Raw genomic sequence first — 7431 nt, 5'->3', positions numbered from 1 at the left:
TAAAGGTATGGATGTGGTAAACAAAATTCAGCAAGGCGATCGCATTGAATCAGTCAAGGTCACTAAAGGCATCGAAAACCTGAAGAAACCTTAAGATAACGATTAACGATCTTTAAACGAATTCGTGGAGGTATGCGTTACTGGGATTGGATTAGTATCTGCTTTAGGTCGCCTCAAACCCAGTTGGCAGCATTTGCTAAACAGTGAGTCAGCTATTAGCTGGTATCGACCCTTTGCCAATTTATCACCTCTACCGTTGGCTATGATTGGTCAGACACCAGCTTCTATTGAACAGCTGACCTACCAGGTTGTAGCAGATGCTATTGAAGATGCTAACTTAACCATCCCTCTAAAGGATTGTGGTGTGGTGATTGGTTCCAGTCGTAGCTGTCAGGCAGCTTGGGAGCAACTAGCCCAGGAGCAGATGACTAGTCATGGGAAACTCGACACCGAACCAGAGTATCCCCGCTTCGATAGCTTAAATGAAATCTTAACTCTAGAGCATTGGTTAGACACTCTACCCCATCAACCAGCTATTGCTGCTGCCCATTACATTGGTTCCTTTGGGCCAGTCCTAGCACCAATGGCAGCTTGTGCAACAGGAATTTGGGCGATCGCTCAAGGATTTGAATTGATTCAAACCGGTCAATGCCAACGAGTCATTGCTGGTGCTGTAGAAGCACCAATTACTCCCCTAACCCTAGCCGGATTTACTAAAATGGGGGCTCTAGCAAAAACTGGTGCTTACCCCTTTGACAAGCAACGTCAAGGCTTGGTGTTGGCAGAGGGAGGTTCTGTATTGGTATTGGAGTCAGAGGATTTGGCTGATCGTCGAGCAGCGCCTATCTATGGAAAATTACTGGGGTTTGGCTTGACCTCGGACGCTTATCATGTCAGTACACCTAACCCAGATCGACAGAGTGCGATCGCAGCTATCAAACAATGTCTAGACCGCAGCCACCTATTTCCTACAGATATTGATTATATCCATACCCACGGTACCGGAACCAAACTTAATGACCAGAATGAAGCGCAGCTGATTCAGCAGCTATTTCCCCAAGGGGTGGCAATCAGTTCTACCAAAGGAGCCACTGGTCACACTCTTGGTGCTTCTGGAGCCATTGGTACTGCTTTGTGTCTAATGGCTTTAAAACACCAAGTCCTACCCCCTTGTATTGGGTTGAGGGAACCGGAATGGGATTTGGATTTCGTAACTATAGCGCGTCAGTGCCAAGTCAGGCAGGCGCTATGTTTTAGCTTTGGTTTCGGGGGGCAAAATGCAGTAACCGCCATAGGAATATCCAGCAATTGCCGACATTGAAGCACAATAATATCCTATAGGTGATATCGTTAAGGAAACATTAAGTTTAATTAAATATACAGAACCAATCCTCAGAGGATTTAGGTTCCACCGACTTCATGCCGCAATTAGGAGCAAGCCATAATAGTTATGAAGCCCAACCAATCCCTTTCCTCTGACCAATATTGTGATCAGTCCAAGGATGACTATCCCCAGCACTTGGACAAGCCAGAGGAAGCTTGCGGAGTCTTTGGTATCTATGCACCAGAGCAAGATGTCGCTAAGCTGACTTACTTTGGTCTATTTGCCCTACAGCACCGAGGTCAGGAATCATCAGGGATTGTTACCTTTGATGACAAGCAGCTGCATGTCTACAAGGATATGGGGCTAGTCTCCCAGGTCTTTAATGAAGAAATTTTGGCTCAGCTACCTGGTCAGATAGCAGTTGGTCATAACCGTTACTCTACCACTGGCTCTAGCCACATCGCCAATGCTCAACCAGCCGTAGTGGAAACTCCCTTAGGACCCTTGGCTTTGGCTCATAACGGTAACTTGGTCAACACTATGCAATTACGTGATGATTTACTAAAGCATAACTCGAACTTGATGACCACTACGGATTCAGAACTAATCGCCCTAGCGATCGCGACAGAGGTTAACCATGGCAAAGGGTGGTTGGAAGCAGCAGTGAGTGCCTTTCAATCTTGCCAAGGAGCGTTTAGTTTAGTGATTGGCACACCCGCTGGAATAATGGGTGTTCGTGACCCCAATGGCATTCGCCCTCTAGTGATTGGCACCTTAGGTGAGAATTCTGGGGGCTATGTCCTAGCATCAGAAACCTGTGGTTTAGACATTATCGGTGCTGAGTATCTGCGGGATGTGGAACCGGGAGAATTAGTGTGGATTAATGACGAAGGCATTGCTTCCTTCCACTGGAGTCAAAAGCCAGAGCGCAAAGTTTGCATCTTTGAGATGATTTACTTTGCTCGCCCTGATAGCGTAATGGATGATGAAACTGTGTTTAGCTATCGGTTACGCCTAGGGCGTCAGCTGGCAAGAGAGTCAACACCAGATGCGGACATGGTGATTGCTGTACCCGATTCCGGTGTCCCTGCAGCTATCGGCTTTTCCCGAGAGTCCGGTATTCCTTACGGAGAGGGACTGATTAAAAATCGCTATGTGGGTCGTACCTTTATCCAACCCACTCAGAGTATGCGAGAAACTGGCATCCGCATGAAACTTAATCCCCTCAAAGATGTCTTAGTTGGTAAACGACTGGTACTAGTAGATGACTCCATTGTTCGAGGAAACACCAGCAGCAAACTTATCAAAGCTTTGCGTAATGCAGGTGTGGCTGAGATACATATGCGAGTCTCCTCGCCCCCAGTCACTCATCCTTGCTTCTTTGGAATAGACACGGATAACCAACAGCAACTGATTGCCGCCACCAAGTCAGTGGCAGAAATAGCCAATTATATTGGTGTGGATTCCCTCGCTTATCTGAGTTGGGAGGGCATGATGCTAGCCACAAGGAAAGACTCCAAGAGTTTCTGCTCTGCGTGTTTCACAGGTCATTACCCTGTTCCCCTTTCAGAAGAACTCAAGCGTTCTAAATTGATGCTGGAAGAGGTACAGGTTTGAAGGTAATTTGAAGGTAAAAGGTAAAAGGTGGCACCACACTGATAAAACGGTGAAGAAATTATCCTAATCCCTTTGCCTTTTACCTGCCCCCCGATCTTCGGGGGGATAAGGGCAGCCGTGATGATACTGTTGGCGACTTAGTAAATTTATTGAGGTTGCCAATGCTGATCATCCCCTAAAGTTAAGAAATTATACACCATCTCTGCTCACGCCCACCATTGTTCAATGCATAGGTTATGATTATCACTGAGTGATTAAAAACGATTATGGGTGAAGCAAAACGCCGTAAAGCAGCACTGGGAGAAGACTACGGGAAAGAAGCCAACATATTTCCATGGCTCCCGATAACTAAAAGTCAGGGTGAGCAGTTTGTTAAATGGACCACTAGGGGAGCTTGGGCTGGTATTGTGTTTATGATTGTCTTCTGGCTAACGGTTAGATTTATAGGACCTGGATTTGGTTGGTGGCAAGTAAATTAACATCTAAGGCTCGCTAATCAAACGTAACTATCGGTTGCACTTCAACCGGTAGTTAGGTTAGTTAAAGAATTTCGATAAACATATAGAAACTACTAATGTATATCCCTTGACTCATGAAAATTGTGACAAGGGAGCCAATTTGCCTTGACCGACAGGTTTATTTTGGGATAGAACAAGGCAAGAGATTAAGGAAAAGATTTACAAGAGTCTATTTTTTAGAAAAAATCCCCCAATTTTATCCTGATTTATCTTGAAAGATGAAGATTAAATTTTTAAGAAAGAATATAAGCTCTAAAATCTAGGAGTGGTGTTTGGAGAACAGACGTGTTTATACGACTTGCAGAGGAGCACCGTCAATTTGTCAGAGATTTAGTAATGAATCTCCAGGCGTTGGCAATTGTACTAGAAAACCAAGGCTATTTAGCGTCCTGCTACACCTGTGGTGGTCAGATGAATAGCGCATCGTTTATGGTTAGCTTGGGGGACAATCACCTGATTCGATTTTTGGTTTCAGATTACGGGATCACTTGGACTGAAATGCGCGATGACCGAGAACTGATGAAGTTGGAAGGTGCTGAAGCCATTGGTCAACTACAAGATCTCGCCAATCTGGTTAAATACCGAATTCGTCCTTCAGAATCTCACCCTGCCCTTAAGTTACCACTGCCGTGACCTGAGAACTGAGTACGGGAAAAAAGGAATCCAACCAGGATTGCTAAACACAGATAGATGGCACAGTTTTATCAAAAGGGAGAGTTTGAGAGGGAAAAGAATACCCCAAACTAATACTATGGGGTATTCTTTTCCCTTTCAAATAGTGTTAAGATAAAAGAGAAAGGTCTTAAAAAACTGGGAATTGACCTTACTCAGCTACCCCCGGTGCAGGGGAAAGTTACGCCCTAGGAGATAACAATCTATTTGGTTGTGCCTGGGAATCCCCATCCTCTTAGGTTGGGGAAGTTCAAGGATATAATCCTGTCTATCTGTGTTTTGATCAACATCAACAGGGAAAGGGAAAAATTGATGGCTGCCTAATTGATGGCTGACTAATTGAGTGTTGAAGGTTAACTGTTGACTGTCAACACTCAACTGGAAATACTTCATCGAAAAGAAAAGCCCATAGAATGCTGTACCAACGCCTAAGACCGACGGCTAAGAGCAGCATTGTAGACCTTCTCATTTTGTTGGACTGACTTCCACAAATCCACTACAGGCTGAGGATAGTCTACCCCTATTCTTAGCCCATAGCGCTTTTGCTCATCCGATGATAATGTCCAGGGTTGATGGACTTTCTTGGCAGGGACAGAAGTAAGTTCTGGTAGCCAATGTTTTACGTATTGTCCCTGGGGATCATAATCTTTGGATTGTTTCTGAATATTAAAATAGCGAAAACCCCGAGCATCATTGCCTACCCCAGCTGTGTAGTTCCAGTTGCCCCAATTGCTACACACATCATAATCAATCAACAGCGACTCAAACCACTCCGCTCCCATCTGCCAGTTTATCCCCAGATTCTTGGTCAGGAAACTGGCAACATTTTGTCTACCCCGATTGGACATAAAGCCTGTGGCTTTTAATTCCCGCATATTGGCATCCACTAGGGGAAAACCAGTCATTCCCTCAGTCCACAGGTCAAATCTCTTCCAGTCCACCTTCCATGGTATGCTTACTCCTTGTAATCCAGATTGGCGAAATACTCGATTACCATGCTTGGCACAGATAAATCGGAAATAGTCGCGCCACAGTAACTCAAAGAGTGACAGCTCCTACACTGACCTTTCAGGTTCAGTGTAGGCTTCCCAGCCAATCCGGGTATCCCTTAGGAGGCGCTGGGCTTTAAGAACGGACTGCCCTTCCGCTCTATTTTTTATGTTTATTGCTGCATTATGATCTCTGTCCAAACTACAACCGCAGTGAGGGCAATCGTGCCACCGGACATGCAGCTTTTTAGGAACTTTCTTTCCACAATTGGAGCAATTCTGTGAAGTATTATGGGCGCTTACTGGAACCGCCAACAAACCAGCATTTTCGGCTTTGTTTGTCAGAATTGTCAGAAAGCTTGACCACCCAGCATCTAACACAGATTTAGCTAATCGGGATTTAGCCAGTCCCTTTACGTTCAGTTTTTCGTGAGCTATTATATCATATTTTGACAGCAAATAATTAGCGGTCTTAAAGTGGAAGTCTTTCCGTTTGTCTGCTACTTTTTTATGCTGCCTGCCAAGCTGTTTAATCGCTTTGAGTCTATTTTTGCTTCCTTTTTTCCTCCGAGATACCCTTTTCTGTATAACCCTCAGTCTTTTTTGAGACTTTCGGTAATATTGTGGAATCCCAATAGTTTCTCCTTCGGAAGTAGTCAAGAACTCCTTAAGACCAACATCGATACCGACTATTGAATCAGGATTAATGTTAGGTTTAACTTCGGTAACAGTTTTATCCTCTAGAGACAAAACCAGATAATACCCGTCACACTTTATGGTAATTGAAGCTGTTTTTAGTTTAAATCCATCAGGAACAGGACGATGTAAAACAATTCTGACTTTTCCTATCTTAGGTAAGTCGATTAGGTCGCCCTCTAAGCATCCCTCTTTGATCTGGGGATAAGTAAAGGTGCGGTAGCGGTGTTGTTTTTTGAATCTGGGTCTACCGCTCCTGTTCCCATTTTTATCTCCTTTGACAAATCGGTCGAAAGCTAGTTTTACCCGTTTAACGACATCCTGAAGCACCTGTGAATGTATATCCTTGTACCAAGGATGAGTTTTTTTGAGGTTGGGTAAAGTTTTCTTTTGGCTATAGTAGTTCGGGTTATCTCTTAATTCGGGAAGATGGCAAACAAGGGGGCAAGCGTTAATGGAACAGCGATTATGATCGTACCAGCGAAACCGATCAGCTAACAGATAGTTATATTGAGCGCACAACATTGAAAGCCAGTGATCTATCTTGGCCTTTTGCTGTTTTGTAGGTTTTAGTCGGTACTGATAAGCTATTCTCATTTGACTTGCTATTTAGCTTTATCGACCTATAATAATATTAACATAAGTACGGCCAAATGGCAAGTGAAAATAAAAAATAAAAAATTGACAATTAGAGTTACTGAGTTTGAAAGAAGGCAATTGGAACAAGAAGCGAATAGACGTGGAATGACCCAGTCCGAGCTGATCAGAAGTTTAATAGCTCGCTTCCCAGATCCAATAGATCCTGTCCGCGATTCATCCCACACTCATGCTGCGCATGTTCGTTGTGGGGCTTCTCGCGGAGGAAGCTAACCAATAGGTGGAGTCGTTTTTAACCCGTTGTGTTTCGTACTCCTGAACCTGTTGATAGATATAACGAGGCGATAGACAACCCAAAGCTAGCCAGGGGGAGAATTTGGAGGAGTAATCTGCTCCCAACATGCCATTTCGGGTTTGTTTGTAACGCTTAAGACAGTCTTTTTCCCAGAAATAGTCATCTACTCTGGCTAGTCCAGCTGCTTCCCCACCTTTGAACTTTAACACTGCCCGTTGATCAGGGACTGGTGGCTCAAGTCCCAAGTCAGCTAACTGAGGCAGTTCACCAACATCTACTTTAGGTAAGGGTGGTAGAGTTTTGGGAGTGGGGAAGGTGGGATAAACTGTGGAAGATTTCTCCACCTGCTTGCGAAATTGGGTAAATACTTCGGGAATGTGGGGAATACCAAAGGGCAATTCATCGATGTGGAATAGGGTAGTGCCCCAAAACGACTTGACTTTTACGCCAATTTGAGCAAGCGCCTTTTTGAGTGCGGATTCGACGGCTAACTCTTCTGAGGTGACTTCCCGGTGATAGTAAACTGCTGAGATTCCTAGTTCTTTTGCTAAAGATGGGATAATCTGTTCGGGTAAACCCCGGCGCACCACTAAATTACTAGGTTCTGTTGACATAGCTAACGTAACCAGATGAGAGCAGAGGCGAACTCTGCAAAACCCAGATAACATTCGTCAGTTTTATCAAAACGGCTAAAAACACGGCGATAGTATTTTAGCTTGTTAA

The 7431-nt window shown here is 44.4% G+C and carries 7 protein-coding genes and 1 pseudogene; 4 read left to right on the top strand and 4 right to left on the bottom strand.

Going from position 1 to position 7431, the window contains the following annotated elements; genetic code table 11:
* Window positions 1-124 precede the first annotated feature (124 nt).
* From F6K57_RS33315 to F6K57_RS33300, 4 genes are all read left to right on the top strand, one after another.
* The gene (locus F6K57_RS33315; protein WP_293072255.1) at window positions 125-1321 is read left to right on the top strand and encodes a beta-ketoacyl-ACP synthase; all 1197 of its coding nucleotides are present in this window, start codon (window positions 125-127) and stop codon (window positions 1319-1321) included.
* A gap of 129 nt (window positions 1322-1450) precedes the next feature.
* Complete coding sequence (gene purF / locus F6K57_RS33310) at window positions 1451-2941, top strand: amidophosphoribosyltransferase (protein WP_293072254.1); 1491 nt, start codon at window positions 1451-1453, stop codon at window positions 2939-2941.
* A gap of 266 nt (window positions 2942-3207) precedes the next feature.
* Window positions 3208-3420 carry a DUF2839 domain-containing protein gene (locus F6K57_RS33305; protein WP_075897373.1) on the top strand — a complete coding sequence of 71 codons (213 nt, stop codon included), beginning with the start codon at window positions 3208-3210 and terminating at the stop codon, window positions 3418-3420.
* Between the two features lie 324 nt (window positions 3421-3744).
* On the top strand, window positions 3745-4092 hold the full coding sequence (locus tag F6K57_RS33300; protein ID WP_293018116.1) for a DUF1815 family protein: 348 nt from the start codon (window positions 3745-3747) through the stop codon (window positions 4090-4092).
* Between the two features lie 198 nt (window positions 4093-4290).
* Here F6K57_RS33300 and F6K57_RS33295 read toward each other — a convergent pair whose 3' ends face one another.
* From F6K57_RS33295 to F6K57_RS33280, 4 genes and pseudogenes are all read right to left on the bottom strand, one after another.
* Complete coding sequence (locus F6K57_RS33295; RefSeq protein ID WP_293072253.1) at window positions 4291-4524, bottom strand: hypothetical protein; 234 nt, start codon at window positions 4522-4524, stop codon at window positions 4291-4293.
* A gap of 35 nt (window positions 4525-4559) precedes the next feature.
* A pseudogene (locus F6K57_RS33290) lies at window positions 4560-5177 on the bottom strand (FAD-binding domain-containing protein); the annotation flags it as partial.
* A gap of 9 nt (window positions 5178-5186) precedes the next feature.
* Entirely contained in the window at window positions 5187-6413 is a 1227-nt protein-coding gene (locus F6K57_RS33285) for a transposase (RefSeq protein WP_293072252.1), read from the bottom strand.
* A 216-nt stretch (window positions 6414-6629) separates the two neighbouring features.
* Complete coding sequence (locus F6K57_RS33280; RefSeq protein WP_364305147.1) at window positions 6630-7322, bottom strand: deoxyribodipyrimidine photo-lyase; 693 nt, start codon at window positions 7320-7322, stop codon at window positions 6630-6632.
* Window positions 7323-7431 lie beyond the last annotated feature (109 nt).

The organism is Moorena sp. SIO4A5 (assembly GCF_010672005.1).
In the GTDB taxonomy this organism is placed as follows: domain Bacteria; phylum Cyanobacteriota; class Cyanobacteriia; order Cyanobacteriales; family Coleofasciculaceae; genus Moorena.
Note: the sequence above shows the minus strand (reverse complement) of the source record. Positions and strands in the feature narration are given on the sequence as shown.

Coding starts and splice junctions, on each gene's coding strand:
- F6K57_RS33280 (WP_364305147.1), bottom strand. CDS start 7,322: ATGTCAACAGAACCTAGTAATTTAGTGGTGCGCCGGGGTTTACCCGAA.
- F6K57_RS33295 (WP_293072253.1), bottom strand. CDS start 4,524: ATGAAGTATTTCCAGTTGAGTGTTGACAGTCAACAGTTAACCTTCAAC.
- purF (WP_293072254.1), top strand. CDS start 1,451: ATGAAGCCCAACCAATCCCTTTCCTCTGACCAATATTGTGATCAGTCC.
- F6K57_RS33305 (WP_075897373.1), top strand. CDS start 3,208: ATGGGTGAAGCAAAACGCCGTAAAGCAGCACTGGGAGAAGACTACGGG.
- F6K57_RS33285 (WP_293072252.1), bottom strand. CDS start 6,413: ATGAGAATAGCTTATCAGTACCGACTAAAACCTACAAAACAGCAAAAG.